This window comes from Jeotgalicoccus sp. WY2 (assembly GCF_018437745.1).
GTDB lineage: Bacteria > Bacillota > Bacilli > Staphylococcales > Salinicoccaceae > Jeotgalicoccus > Jeotgalicoccus psychrophilus.
In genome coordinates this window covers 1,340,006-1,355,150 of the sequence record NZ_CP049818.1, presented here as the reverse complement: position 1 = coordinate 1,355,150, position 15,145 = coordinate 1,340,006, and the positions used below count along the sequence as shown (strand labels likewise).

Here is a 15,145-nt window from a genome sequence, read left to right as displayed (position 1 = left end):
TGATAAAACCTTGGGCAATCAGCCCAAGGTTTTTATGTTGTTACAGGTTTCTTCTGCTCTTCAGGATAGTGTTCTGCAAGGTATGCATCTCGTTCTGCTGATGTTAGTTTAGCAATACCAAATCCTGTCGCTGCTAATATCAATGCAATAACAGGTACAGTAAAGTTCAGAATTGCAAATGGTGCGTATTCTAAGGCGGACACGCCGAGTGTACCGTAAATGAAGACGCCGCAGGTGTTCCATGGAACAAATACGGAAGTCAGTGTGCCACCGTCTTCAAGTGAACGGGATAAGTTTTTAGAGTGCAGATTATTTTCAATATATGTTCTTAAAAACATTCTTGATGGTACAACAATCGAGACGTACTGTTCTGAACATGTCGCATTCGTTGCAAAGCATGAAACGATTGTCGCTGAAATGATGCCGAATGTTCCTTTGGCAATTTTAAGTATCTGGTTCATAATCGAACGAAGCATGCCGGTATATTCCAGAATACCTGCGAATGTCATTGCGACAATTGTCATGGAAACTGTGTACATCATATCTAATAGACCGCCGCGGCTGAATAAATCGTTCACCATTGCATTGTTTGATTCAAGTACGAAACCGTTCATTAAAAATGATGCCGAATCAGCCAGTGTTTCGCCCTGTACAAAAATAGAGCAGAGAAAGCCGAGTAACACACCAATCACAAGGGCTGGCACAGCTTTAATTTTTAATATAATACATAAAATAACGAGACCCGGTACTAATAAAAGCCAGGGGCTAATGATAAAATTCTCACTCATTGATGTCATCATAACCTGGATATCTTCAGGTGACGTCGTGTTACTGCCGATGACATTGATTCCGATAAAGAAAAATACTGTCAGTGCAACAAGCAATCCCGGTATAGTAGTATAGAGCATGTGTTTTATATGTACAAATAAGTCAGTATTCGTGAGCCCGGCTGCAAGGTTTGTCGTATCCGACAGCGGTGACATTTTATCGCCGAAGTAAGAACCGGAAATAACAGCACCTGCAATCATCGCCGGATTAATCCCCATACTGACACCAATCCCCATGCCGGCCACACCGATAGTCGCCATAGTAGACCAGGAGCTGCCGATAGCGAGAGAAACGATTCCGCAAATCAGACAAATTGTCACCAGGAAATATTGCGGGCTGATAATCATCAGTCCGTAATACACCATCGTCGCAACAACACCGCCGCCGATCCACGAACCGATAATCAGACCAACCAGCATAATGATGATGACTGCAGGGAGTGCTAGACGAACTCCTTTGTACATCATTTCTTCCAAATCATCGAATTTAAAACCGCTGATTAGAGCAACAATTGCCGCTGTAATGGTACCGATCATCAATGGTAAATGCGGATCAGTCTCAAGAACAACAATTGCATAAAGCATCGTAATAACCATAACAGTCAGTGGTATCATTGCCATTAAAAAACTAAACTCTTTTTTAGTTTCGTGCTCAAATAAATCTTTGTTCGCCATGTTACTCCCCCTTTGCTGATTTTATTATACATAAAGAAAGCGTTTTCTCAAATTAATTGATGAGAAAAAAAGCATTTATTATCTGAAAATTCATTGGCTTTAGTCTTTTCCTTTATGTATAATAAAAATTAATTAAAATGCATAAATATAAGTGGGAGAGTGCAAAATATGTATCAAGATGATGTAAATTCAGAAGCAAAATCAGCGTCTTATCCAAAGGGAATCCCATGGAAATTCATAATTCCTTCTTTAATTGGAGTATTGTTTTTTAATACCATTTCCATACGGTGATCAATGGCTTGTAGGGATTGGCGTAATGGCTGAATTTATTCAAAATACAGCAGCACCATTTTTAGTTGAATTACTGGTAATCGTGCTGGCAATTTCAGCAATTCTGTCTACATATGCAACACTCGCTAAACCCGACTGGATTACAGAAAAACCAAGATTCAAAGAATTGGTTGTCGTTCATCCGTTCTGGTTAATCGTCAGAATTCTCGGCGGAATATTTGCAGTGATGGTCTACTTCCAGGTAGGTCCCGTCTGGCTGATCAGTGATGCTTCCGGCGGTGAAGTACTAAACGGTCTCTTACCAATTCTTGCTATATGGACGCTTGTAATGGGTATGCTTTTGCCGCTGCTCGTAGATTTTGGTTTGATGGAGTGGCTCGGTACAATGGCGCAAAAAATTATGAGACCGCTATTTAAGCTGCCGGGACGTTCGGCAGTCGATGGACTTGCATCATGGATGGGTAACAACATGGTCAGCATATTGATTACGATAAACCAATATGAAGATGGCTATTACTCAAAACGTGAGTCGGCAGTAATTGTCACGAGCTTTACGATTACCTCTATCGCTTTTGCGTTAATCATTGCGACCATTCTCGATCTGGCTCATATGTTTATACCATTTTATTTGACGGTAACAGTGGGGGTATTAGCGGCTGCATTAATTTGTCCGAGAATCCCGCCTTTATCTCGTATCAGTAATGATTATTACGAGGGAGCCGATAAAAAAATCGAGGAAGAAGTGCCAAATGGTTATACGACATTGCAGTGGGCATATACTAAAGCGGTCAATAAATCAGAAAAAGCAGACTCAGTAGGTCAGCTCGTAAACCGCAGTGTATACAGTGCATTAGACATATGGCTCGGAATGCTGCCGGTCATTATGAGTATCGGTACGATTGCTATGGTTATTGCTGAATTTACAATGCTTTTTGATATTATTTCATATCCATTAATCCCGGTATTAGAGTGGATGCAAATTCCGGAAGCAGCTCAGGCGGCACCGGCATTACTCGTTGGTTTCGCAGATATGTTTTTACCGGCACTCCTGGCAAGCGGAATTGAAAGTGAACTCACGAGATTTGTAGTTGGTGCAGTATCTTTAACACAGCTTATCTACTTATCTGAAATTGGCGTTATGCTGATACGCTCAAAAATTCCTATTAACTTTTGGCAGCTGCTGGCACTCTTTTTAATCAGAACAATCATCACGCTGCCAATCGTAGTAGTTATAGCGCATTTTATTATCTTTTAAAAATTTATGTTGAATATTCAAATTTTTATGCGTAATACTAGTTACTATCTGTTAAATGTTTGTTAAACTGAGATGTATTAATTAAGCTTGAAAAGCAGTTTACAAGATTTGCATTCAGAATAATAAGTGAGGTTTTTACAGATGGATTTAGTTTACAAAGGCAAAACTAAAGATGTATACCAGGATGAAAACGGACAGACTGTACTTTATTTTAAAGACGATATGACAGGTAAAGACGGTGTATTTGATCCGGGTGAAAACCAGGTTGGATTAAAAGTAGAAGGATCTGGTAAAGCAGGACTTCAAATGACGAGCTTTTTCTTTGAAAAGTTAAACGCAGCAAACATTCCGACACACTTTGTTGATTCGGATGTAGAGAAACGTGAAATGCGTGTTAAGAAAATTCTATATTTGGTCAAGGGCTGGAAGTTATCTGCAGATTTAAAGCGGTGGGCAGCTTTATCCGCCGTTACGGAGATTATATTGAAGAAGGCGCAGAACTGCCGGCATATGTTGAAGTCACTTTAAAAGACGATGAAAGACAGGATCCGTTTATTACTGAAGCGGCACTGGAAGCACTGAATATTTTAAATGCAGACGAGTACAAAGAAATCGTAGACTTAACAGTTAAAATCAGTGAAGTCATTAAAGATGAACTGGCACAAAAGGCTTGGACTTATACGACATCAAACTGGAATTCGGACGTGATCAGAAAACAGGAGAAGTCCTCCTGATTGATGAAGTTTCAGGCGGCAACATGCGTGTATATAAAGACGGAGAAATATTGAACCGTTGAAGATTAATGATTATTTGTTTAGTGAATAGGATTTAAACTCAATAATACTTACCTACCGATATTTAATGAAGACGGATATAATTAATATATATCCGTCTGTTGTATATAATCATTTTTATTAAGAGGATAAAGGAGAGAATAATCTTTGTACTTTAAGTTTTATTCAGTCATACATAATTTAGAATTAAATAGTGAGAAAAATAAAGGGAAAAAGTTAACTCTGGGTAAATTTAAAGGGCGATTAACAAATAACTCAGCAGAAATAGAAAAGGTTTTAGAACATAGCAGTATTGCAAAAAGAATCGGCTATCATTCATCTAGAGAATTCCTAAGGGGAAAAAGTACATATATTAAAATTTTTGATAAATTAGATACTAAATTTAAAGATGAAAATATGGATGAAATGGGCAATAATTTTACATTTATTTTATTAAGAACAATAGAAAAATATATTGATTATATGTGGGCTTATAAAGACAATAGTGCCTACATTCGGGACGGATTTCTATTCATTTATGATGAAAAAATAATTTAACTCATACTTATAAAGCTTCATTATCCAAAATAAATACCTTGGCTAATGTAAGTGATGAGATAAAAACTTGGGCAGATTCTGAGATAGAATATGTAAATCAACTTGTTCAAGAAGATAAATTAATCTTTTCAATCATGAAATTGATTTTGAAGCAAATCTTAAAGATGCTGACAGTGATTTATTCATTAAAGGAACTATTGATGAAAGATTAGATAGAGCTTTTGCTTTTTCAACTATGGCAAGATCACAAGCTCAAGCAGCTCTAAAAATTGTTTCATATATAACTGCGTTGGAGTGCTTATTCACTACATACAGGAGAACTGAGCCATAGAGTAGCAGAAAGGGTCTCAATTTTGTTAAAAGAAGACCTAGCAGAAAGAAAACAGTTATATAGCTTAGTTAAAACAGCATATAATGTTAGATCAGCAATAGTTCATGGAAATTATACTAAGAAAAAAGGGGGGAACTTGCAGAAATTTGTAATGAATTGGACAATATCTTGAGAGATATATTAATGAAACATTATAATTTCTTCAAATCACGTTCTGAAAATGATCTTGAGAATGAATTTCAAAATTTAATTTTTCAATAAAAATGTATTAGTAAAGAGGTACAGTTACTTAATCCTTTTAATATTTATAATATATGAATGTCTATTATCTAACAAGAACTCTCCTTTAGGAGTAATAAGAGGAAAATAATTATTTTTTTGTTTTTCCACTATAGGCATTGAGGCAATTAATTGTACTGTTCTATTTTTAATTTCCATGTACCAAAAATAACTGATAGCTTATTTCCAATCTTATTATCTCTTTAATATTTGTTTTAAATATAAGATGTTTACCTTCAATTTTAATAAATATTTCTTTGATGTCTGCCTTCAATTTTTTATCGTTTTGAAAGAATGGCTTTAATTGTAATAGATATAAGGTACTCATATCTCCATCATTTACAGAAAATGCATCTATTACTCCTTCATTTTTTACAGAAATGTAATCAAAAGTAGCCAAAGTAATAAATCTCAATGTCATATTATGAAGAGTTTGAAGGGCATATAATACTTTTGCGAACTCATCTTTGCTCATAAGTATTTTGTCATTATCAATACTCTTGATTTTTTCCTTATTATCATCGATAAAAACGTTATTGTGATCCACACTATTTCTTAAAGTTTTATGGTAAGAAAGATCAAATATAGATTTCATTTTGGGATAATTGACTAATTCATTGCTTATACTGGTAATTAATTTACCTTTTAGAATTCTTCCTCCTTGTCTATAATTATTTAAAGTTAAATCACATTTTTTTGAATTTATTTTATCTGAAAAATATTTCCATATAATTAATAATTCCTCATTTTCATATGCTTTAGTGTAATTTTGCAACATATTACTACTTAGTGGATTTTCTCCTTCAGGATGAGTTGCATAGTGATTATATGCAACATTTCTTCTCTTGAGTAACTTACTTAAAAAGTTATTTTTTAATAAAATTTAAAAATATGGATCTAGAGTACCTACTTCATTGTTTAAAAATTTTGTTAACTCTTTAATATAATTGTTTGAATCATTGGATAATCCTATGATTTCCATTAGATAATGTCTATAAAAGTCCAAGGCATCCAATTTATTATTCTCTATAAAGTACTTATACTCAGGAGGGTAGTAAGATAAATCTTTTTCTTCTGGACTTTTCATTAATGAAATCTCATGTTCATATTGTCTAAATAGCTGCTGATAATTTTCTTCATTTAACACTGTAATACCTCCTAAAAATTCTCAAAGTAGTGTTTAGAACTATTATTTAACTTAGGTGATGAAAATACTATATTAAATAAAATAATATAGATAAAGGCCCTCCGATATTAACTTATAAACGTTATCTAATGAGTATCGGAGGGTCATTTTATTTATCTAAATTTAATTTTTTCAGCTGCTCAGCCAGCGCGTTGTTTATCGGTTCTTCTTTTTGATTCACATACTTATTAACGGTCTTCTTATCTACACGGCCTTTATTTTTTTTTCTTCCGTGCTTCAAAACTCGACATTTTCTCACGGTGACCGCACGTACATCTGAATACTTGTCCGTCGCCTGATCCGCTCAGCGTCATTTTCTTCTTACATTTCGGACATCTTGCGTTCGTGATTTTTTCAACGTTGCGTTTATATCCGCATTCTCTGTCCTGGCAGACATGAATCTTCCCTTTTTTACCTTTAACTTCGAGCAGCGGCTTGCCGCATTCCGGGCATTCTCTGCCTGTCAGATTATCGTGTTTAAATGTCTTATCGCTGTTTTTAATTTCTGCGACAATGTCTTTAGTATGTTTCATATCTTCGATAAATTTCTTTCTGTTCATCTTGCCTGTTTCGATTTGCTCAAGCTGTTTTTCCCACAGTGCAGTAGTGACAGGGGATTTTAATATCTCCGGCGCCAGATAAAAGCTGTTTGCCTTTTGAAGTGAGTTTAATTGCCTGTCCGTTCTTTTCTAAGTAAAACGTATTGAACAGCTTATCGATAATATCTGCTCGTGTTGCGACAGTGCCGAGTCCTCCGGATTCAACCAGTGTTTTCTTATGTTCCTGATCCATCTGGAAGTATTTCGCCGGATTTTCCATGGCCTGCAGCAATGATGCTTCTGTGAAACGTGCAGGTGGTGATGTTTCTCCCGTCGTTTTCTTAACATTTTTCACATTCAGTGTATCGCCTTTATTCACATCCACCGTAATATCAGATGATTCTTCTTTATAGACGATTTTAAAGCCCTGATTTAACACTCTGTTGTATTTCGCATCAAGCTGTTCGCCGTTAATTTCCGCAGTAACTGTTGTCACTTCATATTCGTACGGCGGAAGCAGCACGCTCATAAATCTCTGCACAACAAGTTCATAGATACGTTTTTCACGTTCTGTGAAATCAGCCAGGAAGACTGTGCTTTCCGTCGGAATAATCGCATGGTGATCACTCACTTTATTGTCGTTTACAAAGGAGCTGTTTGTTTTAATTGGTGCTTTTAAATACGTGCTGCAACTTTGCTGAACTGTCCGATACCGCTCACTTCGACTCTTTCTTTTAGAGTGTCCACAATATCTTCCGAGATAAACTTAGAATGTTCTCGGATAAGTCAGTACTTTATGGCGTTCATATAATACCTGCATCGTCTGCAGTGTTTCTTTTGCCGACATACCGAAAATTTTGTTGGCGTCTCTTTGCAGCTCAGTTAAGTCATACAGACCCGGAGAGAATTGTTTCTTCTGCTTCTTCTGAACGTCTTTAACCGTTAATGAATCAGCGTTTAGTTTTTTGCTGATATTATCGATTTTAGCTTCATCAAAAGTAGAGTAGCTATTACCCTCTATCCATTTGAACGTCAGTTTGTCAGTAATGACGTCCAGACCGTAAAATGTTTTCGGTTTAAAGTTTTTAATGACTTCTTCACGTGCCTGAATAATTGAGAGTGTTGGTGTCTGTACACGGCCGCAGTTCAGCTGGGCATTGTGCTTTGTCGTCAGTGCACGCGTCGCATTTAAACCGACATACCAGTCAGCTTCACTTCTTGCAGCGGCAGCCTGATAAAGGTTGATGTATTTATTTCCAGGCTGAAGATTTTTAAAGCCGTTCGCAATCGCTTTATCAGTGACTGAAGATATCCAGAGACGTTTTACCGGCTTATTTACTTTCGCATAATCGAGAATCCAGCGGGCAACGAGTTCACCCTCGCGTCCGGCATCTGTTGCGATAATAATCTCATCGACATCCTGACGCTTCAGCTGCGACTGCACAGCTTTGAACTGCTTCGTCGTTTTTGGAATATGAGTCAATTTTAATGGAGCCGGCATCATCGGAAGGTCATTTAAATCCCACTTTTGATATTTTGTATCATATTTCTCAGGATCCTGAAGTGTGACTAAATGTCCAAGTGCCCACGTTACAATATATTTATTTCCTTCTAAATAACCATTACCTTTTTTACTGCAATCCAGCACACGTGCAATATCACGTGCAACTGAAGGTTTTTCAGCAAGTACAAGACTTTTTGCCAAAAATATCATCCTCTCGTTCATATAATCTATTTGTTAATTATACTGGTTTTACAGAAAAAAACATACCGCAGGCATAGCCCACGGTATGTTTCATTCTTAAATTATCTGAAGTTATTTTTCTACATATGACCATTCCCACATTTCGCCATTTGAAGCGAAGTGATAAACATATTTGTCATCTGAAATCTTAAAGTCATAAGCGCCGTCTTTAACCGGTTTTTCGTCTAAAACTTCAGGGTTGTTATGCACTAAATCAATTAATTCTTTGTCAGTATAATCATTTTCTATTTCGTCATATCCCCATGTCCATGCGTTGCCGTCATAAGTGAAGTTGAACTCATGGCTGTCACGGACAAAGTGATAATCGTAAGGTTCGTTTTTAAGCGGTGTATAATTTAATGTTTTCGGAGCGTGTTGTGCCAATGTTATAAGGCTGTCTTCATCCGTTTTTAACCGATCGTAGTTATCGCCAGATCCCGTTAAGAAGTGCGTACTCTTCATCAAAAACTTGTGCGATTATTTCATTAGCTTCCGCTTGAGTTATTTCTCCAGCTTGCTGTTTATCGTGTTGTTCTATAATTCTGTCCTGCTGTTCCTGAGGCATCCAATCGTAAGAGTATCCGCCGTCTGCCCATCCGTCTCCGTCAATGTCAAAGTGTTGCTCAACTACTTCTGCGGATACCGTTTTCGCACCATCTATTTCAATTTCGTCCGCTTGTGCTGTGCCATTTACTCCTGTAAACGCTACTGCTCCTGCGACTAATAATGAACTCAATAAAGTTACTTTCTTCATGAAAATCCCCTTCCTGAATATCTAACTTTATTTCTTATGGTCAAATTAACACTATTAATGAACTATTGCAATTATGTTACATATATTCTTAAATGTTACTGATAAATATATTTACATTATAGATTTTCACTTTCGTAATAATTTTGACAACTTTGTGAATGAGTATTAAACTCGGTGTAAGCACGATTATATTATTTAATCACAGTAAAGAGGGGATGGCTTGTATGGTTAAAGAAGAATCAGGTAACAATACAGCAAGAAAAGTGTTTTCGCGTCGTGATTTCCTCAAAACGACCGGTGTTGCAGCAGGAGGAATTGCCGGCGTGCGCTGCTCGGCGGTTTAACAGTTTCCAGTTCGGTTCAGATCAGAATCCGGAGTCAGCAAACAGACGGGAGGAGAAACTGCAGGTGGTGAAGCCGGGCTGAAACTCCTGAGTTTCAAGCACGCACTTCTTCTCAGCACAGGAAGATTTCGCAGCACTCGCAGCGACAGACAGAAAGAATTTATCCTGAAGACGATAATGGACCAGGTGCAATTGAACTCGTGTGTGCCGTATTTTATCGATAACAGCTTTACGGTACCTGGGGTACAAATGGTACAGATTACCGCATGGGCCCTTTCCAGCCATGGCTTCGGATACGCACGGCGTAAGGAGAAATTAGATCGCGTGCAATGTTCATTCTCGGTATCCGCCGTTTAAGAGAGTACGCTCTTGAGGAACATGATGAAGAGTTTGTAAAACTGGATGGAGATACTCAGGATGAAGTGTTGAAAGCATTTGAATCCGGAGATGTGGATGTACCGGGCATGCGCGCAGAAGCATTCTTCTCACTGCTTCGCAATACGACAATCGAAGGTGTTTATGCCGACCCGGTTTACGGCGGCAATAAAAACATGGAAGGCTGGAAGATGATTCAATATCCGGGACCGCGTATGGGCTGGATGAAATTACTTCCGAAGAATTCGTTGAGATGGAACCAGAAAGTCTGAGAGCATACCAAGGGGGCGGAATGTAATGGCTGAAGTACTCGAGAAAGTTGATGCTGTTGTTGTCGGTATGGGCTGGGCTGGCGGTATCGTCAGTGCAGAGCTTGCCAAAGCAGGTAAAAACGTTGTGGGTCTTGAAAAAGGTGGTCACGCGACGAGAAGTGACTATATCGGAGTAAAAGATGAGCTCCGTTTTGATAATCGCTACGAAATTATGCAGAGTTTAAAAGGAGATACTGTAACTTCGAGAAACGAAATTGAAGATACAGCATTGCCGGTTAGAACGATGGCGGATAACCAGATGGGAACAGATCTTGGCGGTGCGAGTGTCCACTGGGCAGGAGCATCTTACAGATACTGGCCGTATGAATTTGAAATCCGCAGTCAGACGATTGAAAAATACGGAGAAGACAAGATTCCGGATGATATGAGCCTTCAAGACTGGGGGATTACATATGAGGAACTGGAACCTTATTATGAGAAGTGGGAAGACACAGCGGGTATTTCAGGAGAGCAGGATCCACTGGCACCTGAGCGTAATAAACCTTGGCCGAACCCGCCGTTAAACGAAACGCCATCATTAAAAATGTTTAAAGACGCAGCGACGAACTTAGGCTTGCATCCATTCCAAATTGCAGCAGGAAACATGTCGCAGAACTACGAAAACCCGGATGGGGAAAAGCTGAATGCATGTATGTACTGTTCATTCTGTACGAGAGCAGGGTGTGACTTTGATGCTAAATCAGATCCGCTGGCAACAGTAATTCCGACAGCAATGAGACACGATAACTTCGAACTCCGTACACGTGCAAACGTGCGCCGTGTCCTTTACGATGAAGACAGCAATGAAGCGACAGGTGTAATGTACGTGGATGAAACAACAGGTGAAGAGTACGAGCAGCCAGCTGATGTGGTCGTACTTGCTGCCTTCGCATTTACTAATAACAGACTGTTAATGCTGTCGGATATCGGGGAACAGTATGACCCTGAAACGAGAGAGGGACTGATTGGACGTAACTTTAACGGTCAGTACAACTCAGCATTCCACGGTGTCAGAGGATTTTTTGAAAATGAGAAATTCAATCTGTACATGGGAGCCGGCGCACTTGGTGCTGCAGTAAACGATTATGCTGCAGATAACTTCGATCATACAGATCTGGACTTTATCGGCGGGGGCGCGATTGAATTGAGACAGTACGGGTTCGGAGCGATTTCAAGCAGCAGCAACTATACGAGAGAAGTATCAAACTGGGGTGCGGACTATAAAGCTGAATCGCTGAAATACGCGTACAGCGCACTCCGCATCTGGTATTCGAGCATTGCGATGTCATACTGGCATAACTATGTGGATCTGGATCCGACGTACAAAGATGAGTACGGCGATCCATTACTCCGAATTACGTATAAATTCGGTGCAAATGAAAAGCCGATAGCTCAATTCGGGATCGACAGATGTCATGAAATCATGGAAGAAATGGGCGCAGACATTATTGAAGATGATGAAGTGGCCGAAGAATTTGACCATGTATTTTCCGGCGGACATTACACAGGCGGTGTAGTGATGGGAGACGATCCAGAAACATCAGCAGTCAACAACTACATGCAGATGTGGGATGTCGATAACTTGTTCGTTGTCGGCGGATCTGCATTCCCGCAGTTCGGCAGCCACCACCCGACACCGACAATCGGTGCACTTGCCTACAGAGCAGCTGAAGGTGTTGAACGATTCCTCGATGAAGGCGGTCAGCTCGCAACAGCGAAAAGTAAAACAATGAAAGCATAAAATAATATAAATCCTCTTCCGTATTTAACCGGGGGAGGTATTTTTTGCATATTATTAGAGAAGCGTTTTAATTTTAATCAAGTTTTAATTTTCTGATAACTAACACTTAACTATCCGAGGGCATGATAGGGGTAACACAAACGAAGGGGGAGAAAAATCATGAACTATTTCGAAGAAATTGAACCGGCAGTATCAAATGATTTCTCAACAGATTCACATTCAAGTGCATCAAGCGAATCTGCAAGCAGCGTTTCATCTGACTAAGATTCATAGTATACGCGGGAAGACATTTCAATAAAAATTTGAAACAGGCGGCCCGTGCTCGACATGGACCGCCTGCCTGCGTTTTGAAAGGGTGAATAACAAGTGCAAAGGACAAGCAGGTATAAAAAGAAAGAGTCATTAATTAAAAAGATAAACCGGTTTTTCACTATGGAGGAGACTAAAGGGAACATTATCGGTAAAGCACCTCCAGTTCCGGTGAAAGAAATTTTCAGCCGATTTTGGCCATATACTAAAAACTACCGCAAATGGATATTTGTCGGGCTGATCTTTATAGCCTTACAGCCTATGGCTTTGGCAGGTACAGTATGGCTGCTTCAAATATTTATAGACAACGTACTCGATGCGAGAAATCTAAGTCCGCTGTACTGGATTGTACTTCTGTATTTTGGATTCAGTCTTGCCGCTGGAATATTTTCATTCAGCGGAACATTCACGACAAACTGGGCAGGTCAAAAATTCATTCTCGCTCTTAGAAAACATTTATATGAACACTTACAGAGTTTATCACTTCACTTTTTTGAAGGGCGCAAACTCGGAGATATTATTGCGAGACTGACAAGTGACATTGCTTCGATTGAAAGACTGATTGTCACAGGAGCAACTTCTGCTTTGTCATATGTATTCCAGCTTCTCGTTTTTATTGGCATGTTATTTTTTATGGAATGGAAGCTCGCACTGACATCGATGATTGTAGTCCCATTGTTTTACATTATTACGAGATATTTTTCAGTCCGTATGAAAATGGCTTCCCGTGAACGTTCAAGGCGTATGGGCGCGATAAATTCTCTGACAGAAGAGAGTTTTTCAAATATTTCGCTGATGCAGGCATTTAATCAGGAAGAAAATGAATCGAAAAAATTTCATAACCAGAACCTGGCTGCATTTACCGCAAAAATGTATAAAGTACGGTTAAAATCAACATTTACTCCCGCAGTGTCTTTAATTGAAACAATGGGAACTCTTATTGTTATGATATTCGGTGCCTTTCTTCTTATGCAGGGAGAGGTAACGATTGGTATTCTCGTAGCATTCTTAACACTGCTTAGAAGACTGTACAGCCCGGTGCGCGGTCTCAGCCGTCTCCTGAACACAATTTATTCGGCGTCGGCAAGTGCTGAACGTGTAATTGAATTTATGGAACAAAAACCGGCAGTCAGTTCTGATTCCAGTATTAAAATCGAGAAAGATGAACCAGGAATTATATTTGAGAATGTGTCATTTGCGTATCCGCATAAAAAAAACAATGTGTTATCGAATATCTCTTTCATTGTAGATTCTGGAGAGACAGTCGCACTAGTAGGCGCGAGTGGAGTGGGGAAATCAACAATTCTTAAAATGCTTCTGCGATTTTATGAACCGACCGAAGGTAAAATTTACCTTAATAATTACGCGGTTGATGAAGTAGATCTGCAGTCACTGCGTGAAAGAATTTCAGTCGTATTTCAGGAAGCGCTGATATTTGACGGTTCTGTCCGGGAAAATATTTCCTATGGTAAACCGGATGCAACAGATGAAGAAATTATAAATGCAGCGAAAAAAGCAGAGGCACATGAATTTATCGAGAAAATGTCTGAGGGTTACGATACGAACGTTGGTCAGAAGGGCCGGAATCTTTCAGGAGGCCAGCAGCAGAGACTTGCGATTGCGAGAGCAATTATAAAGGATACATCGGTATTGATTCTGGATGAACCGGCAGACGGTCTGGATGGTTCTACTGAAAAGCGCGTGATGAAAGATTTGATGAGAGATACAGCGACGCTGATTATTACTCATAATTTAAAAACAGCGCGTGAAGCAGATAAAATTCTTTATATTTATGAAGGAGAAATCAATGAAATCGGTACGCACGACGAGCTGATGGCTTTAAATGGAAATTATAAAAAATTATATACGATCAGCAGGGTGAAGACAGTCATGAGGATGTAATGATACCGAGGGGCTGTTAAATAATACAGGGGGTAAAATAATGAAGACTGAAGAAGAAACATTAATAGCGCCGTGAAAAAAGGCGAGACTCTTGTTGCAGATTAAAGTTGTAACTCATATGAGACGTGGAAAAGATTGTGATTTGTACCATTTGTGGAGTGAGGAGAGAATGTGCAGTACCATTGGGAAAAACTGTGCAGCCAAATCTTATCTAAAGAAAAGCTGTGGATAGACTGATTCGTGAAGGTGAACTGATTACAGTTCTCATCCTAATTTAATCAGAGGGTATGAACTTCTTTTGGAACCTGAACCTGTTATTATTCAGGAAACTCTGACCGGTGAAACTATATCCCATCTGGTACGGCAGATATATAAAAAAGAAGAAGAATTGCCGTTAATACAAATTGCGCACTTCGGTAAGCAAATCGCATCGGTCGTAAATTATCTGCACCGAAATACATATCATCTGGATATTAAGCCGTCGAATATTATTTCACAGCCGCCTTTGGCCAAAATTATTTGATCTCAATCTTGCGCGACCCTGGAAGTGTCAAAAAAGGTACGGGGACGAGACCTTACAGCTCTGAACAGGCTTTGGGGAAACCGTTAACTTCTGCAGCAGATGTAGGGGCATCGGAGTAGTGCTATTTTTTATGATGACCGGTGAACGGCCTTTCAAAAGCTTGATGATCGTTATGAACAGCTGGCGGAACGCAGTACCGGTATCCAGTCTCAGACAGACTGAAGGATACATCAGCTTGCTGTTATGATTGATCGTGTCTCGATCCGGCTTCGGAAAACCGTCGGGGCGGATGAAGTATTAAAATCTGTGGAATATTGCTCAGCAGTCGCAAAAATGATTCAAACTCTCTGACCGTCGTACAGAGAGTTTTTTTGTATAATAAACTAAAAGGCGGATATAATATGGCAAAGCTGATTCATACTGACAAT

The 15,145-nt window shown here is 39.0% G+C and carries 12 protein-coding genes and 3 pseudogenes; 8 read left to right on the top strand and 7 right to left on the bottom strand.

From position 1 onward, the window contains the following. Positions 1–32: 32 nt before the first annotated feature. Complete coding sequence (nhaC, locus tag G4D76_RS07930) at positions 33–1,502, bottom strand: Na+/H+ antiporter NhaC (protein WP_213809608.1); 1,470 nt, start codon at positions 1,500–1,502, stop codon at positions 33–35. Positions 1,503–1,818: 316 nt separating this feature from the next. Here nhaC and G4D76_RS07925 point away from each other — a divergent pair, with 316 nt between their 5' ends. The 3 genes and pseudogenes from G4D76_RS07925 to G4D76_RS07915 all read left to right on the top strand — a co-directional run bounded on the left by G4D76_RS07925 (position 1,819) and on the right by G4D76_RS07915 (position 4,379). After that, positions 1,819–3,048 (top strand): YjiH family protein, encoded by a 1,230-nt coding sequence (locus G4D76_RS07925; protein ID WP_213809607.1) that lies wholly within the window; start codon positions 1,819–1,821, stop codon positions 3,046–3,048. 141 nt (positions 3,049–3,189) lie between these two features. Next, positions 3,190–3,873: pseudogene (locus tag G4D76_RS07920) on the top strand (phosphoribosylaminoimidazolesuccinocarboxamide synthase). Positions 3,874–3,989: 116 nt separating this feature from the next. Continuing rightward, on the top strand, positions 3,990–4,379 hold the full coding sequence (locus tag G4D76_RS07915) for a hypothetical protein (protein ID WP_213809606.1): 390 nt from the start codon (positions 3,990–3,992) through the stop codon (positions 4,377–4,379). Between the two features lie 758 nt (positions 4,380–5,137). On the opposite strand, the gene G4D76_RS07905 is transcribed toward G4D76_RS07915, so the two are convergent. The 6 genes and pseudogenes from G4D76_RS07905 to G4D76_RS07885 all read right to left on the bottom strand — a co-directional run bounded on the left by G4D76_RS07905 (position 5,138) and on the right by G4D76_RS07885 (position 9,212). Further along, complete coding sequence (locus tag G4D76_RS07905) at positions 5,138–5,767, bottom strand: hypothetical protein (protein ID WP_213809604.1); 630 nt, start codon at positions 5,765–5,767, stop codon at positions 5,138–5,140. Between the two features lie 105 nt (positions 5,768–5,872). Continuing rightward, entirely contained in the window at positions 5,873–6,136 is a 264-nt protein-coding gene (locus G4D76_RS07900) for a hypothetical protein (RefSeq protein ID WP_213809603.1), read from the bottom strand. Between the two features lie 254 nt (positions 6,137–6,390). Continuing rightward, positions 6,391–6,735, bottom strand: a complete 345-nt coding sequence (locus G4D76_RS14955) for a hypothetical protein (protein ID WP_250129848.1) — start codon at positions 6,733–6,735, stop codon at positions 6,391–6,393. 19 nt (positions 6,736–6,754) lie between these two features. Beyond that, a pseudogene (locus tag G4D76_RS07895) lies at positions 6,755–8,362 on the bottom strand (DNA topoisomerase 3). Between the two features lie 168 nt (positions 8,363–8,530). Then, a complete protein-coding gene (locus G4D76_RS07890; RefSeq protein WP_213809602.1) occupies positions 8,531–8,920 on the bottom strand; it encodes a hypothetical protein in 390 nt (129 codons plus the stop codon). Continuing rightward, the gene (locus G4D76_RS07885; protein WP_213809601.1) at positions 8,883–9,212 is read right to left on the bottom strand and encodes a hypothetical protein; all 330 of its coding nucleotides are present in this window, start codon (positions 9,210–9,212) and stop codon (positions 8,883–8,885) included. Before G4D76_RS07885 ends, G4D76_RS07890 begins: the two co-directional genes overlap by 38 nt. A 224-nt stretch (positions 9,213–9,436) precedes the next feature. Between G4D76_RS07885 and G4D76_RS07880 the strand changes: the two genes are divergently transcribed. The 5 genes and pseudogenes from G4D76_RS07880 to G4D76_RS07860 form a co-directional block, all read left to right on the top strand. After that, positions 9,437–9,556 (top strand): twin-arginine translocation signal domain-containing protein, encoded by a 120-nt coding sequence (locus G4D76_RS07880; RefSeq protein WP_213809600.1) that lies wholly within the window; start codon positions 9,437–9,439, stop codon positions 9,554–9,556. A gap of 329 nt (positions 9,557–9,885) precedes the next feature. Next, positions 9,886–10,203, top strand: a complete 318-nt coding sequence (locus tag G4D76_RS07875) for a gluconate 2-dehydrogenase subunit 3 family protein (RefSeq protein WP_213809599.1) — start codon at positions 9,886–9,888, stop codon at positions 10,201–10,203. Positions 10,204–10,228: 25 nt separating this feature from the next. Next, complete coding sequence (locus G4D76_RS07870) at positions 10,229–11,983, top strand: GMC family oxidoreductase (RefSeq protein WP_213809598.1); 1,755 nt, start codon at positions 10,229–10,231, stop codon at positions 11,981–11,983. 366 nt (positions 11,984–12,349) lie between these two features. Further along, positions 12,350–14,194 (top strand): ABC transporter ATP-binding protein, encoded by a 1,845-nt coding sequence (locus G4D76_RS07865; RefSeq protein WP_250129847.1) that lies wholly within the window; start codon positions 12,350–12,352, stop codon positions 14,192–14,194. Between the two features lie 271 nt (positions 14,195–14,465). Continuing rightward, positions 14,466–14,717, top strand: a pseudogene (locus G4D76_RS07860) (hypothetical protein); the annotation flags it as partial. Between the last annotated feature and the right edge of the window lie 428 nt (positions 14,718–15,145).

What these genes read in the sequence shown, in the direction of transcription:
- nhaC (WP_213809608.1), bottom strand. Translation starts at nt 1,502, where the DNA reads ATGGCGAACAAAGATTTATTTGAGCACGAAACTAAAAAAGAGTTTAGT.
- G4D76_RS07925 (WP_213809607.1), top strand. Translation starts at nt 1,819, where the DNA reads ATGGCTGAATTTATTCAAAATACAGCAGCACCATTTTTAGTTGAATTA.
- G4D76_RS07905 (WP_213809604.1), bottom strand. Translation starts at nt 5,767, where the DNA reads ATGTTGCAAAATTACACTAAAGCATATGAAAATGAGGAATTATTAATT.
- G4D76_RS14955 (WP_250129848.1), bottom strand. Translation starts at nt 6,735, where the DNA reads ATGAACAGAAAGAAATTTATCGAAGATATGAAACATACTAAAGACATT.
- G4D76_RS07890 (WP_213809602.1), bottom strand. Translation starts at nt 8,920, where the DNA reads ATGAAGAGTACGCACTTCTTAACGGGATCTGGCGATAACTACGATCGG.
- G4D76_RS07885 (WP_213809601.1), bottom strand. Translation starts at nt 9,212, where the DNA reads ATGAAGAAAGTAACTTTATTGAGTTCATTATTAGTCGCAGGAGCAGTA.
- G4D76_RS07880 (WP_213809600.1), top strand. Translation starts at nt 9,437, where the DNA reads ATGGTTAAAGAAGAATCAGGTAACAATACAGCAAGAAAAGTGTTTTCG.
- G4D76_RS07875 (WP_213809599.1), top strand. Translation starts at nt 9,886, where the DNA reads ATGTTCATTCTCGGTATCCGCCGTTTAAGAGAGTACGCTCTTGAGGAA.
- G4D76_RS07870 (WP_213809598.1), top strand. Translation starts at nt 10,229, where the DNA reads ATGGCTGAAGTACTCGAGAAAGTTGATGCTGTTGTTGTCGGTATGGGC.